This window comes from Staphylococcus sp. EG-SA-2, assembly GCF_017152085.1.
This window is the reverse complement of record NZ_JACYHC010001214.1, coordinates 1-642: the sequence shown is the minus strand read 5'-3', so window position 1 is coordinate 642 and position 642 is coordinate 1. Positions and strand designations below refer to the sequence as shown.

Sequence of the window (642 nt, the reverse complement as noted above, 5' to 3'; positions counted from 1 at the left end):
CATTAAATCTCCAAAATTAAACCCCGTATAAATGAAGCTCCAAATGATAAGCACAATGATTAACATGAAGGTAAAACTCGTTTTTAAAGAAACCTTTTTCTTTAAAAGGGAGTCATACTTTGTAGGTATTTCTAAAGGCATGTTAGTTCACTCCTAGCTTTTCATCTTCTTTAATTGTACGTCCATATATTTCACTAAATACGTCATCTGTTGCTTCAGATGCAGGACCATCATAGACAACTTCACCATCACGTAAACCAATGATGCGTGTGCCATATTCTTTTGCCAAGTCAACAAAATGTAAATTAATTAAAATTGTGATGCCTAATTCTTGGTTGATTTTTCTTAAATCATCCATAACCTGTTTCGTTGTTAATGGGTCTAATGAAGCAACTGGTTCATCTGCAAGAATAATTTCGGATTCTTGGCATAGCGCACGTGCAATAGATATACGTTGTTGTTGGCCACCTGATAATTCATCAGAGCGTTGATTATATTTATCTAAGATATTGACGCGTTCTAGTGCATCCATTGCTTTAATTTTGTCTTCTTTTGGGAATAAACCTAATACCATTTTCCAAGTAGGGTGATAACCTACACGTCCACTTAGTACATTTCGTAATACACTTGACCGTTTAACTA

General features: G+C 34.7%; 1 protein-coding gene and 1 pseudogene. Both read right to left on the bottom strand.

The window, feature by feature from the left end; all coding sequences use genetic code 11:
- Positions 1 to 141: pseudogene (locus IDG60_RS28175) on the bottom strand (phosphonate ABC transporter, permease protein PhnE); the annotation flags it as partial.
- 1 nt (position 142) lies between these two features.
- A partial coding sequence (locus IDG60_RS28170) for a phosphonate ABC transporter ATP-binding protein (RefSeq protein ID WP_206160630.1) occupies positions 143 to 642 on the bottom strand: 500 nt, incomplete at its 5' end.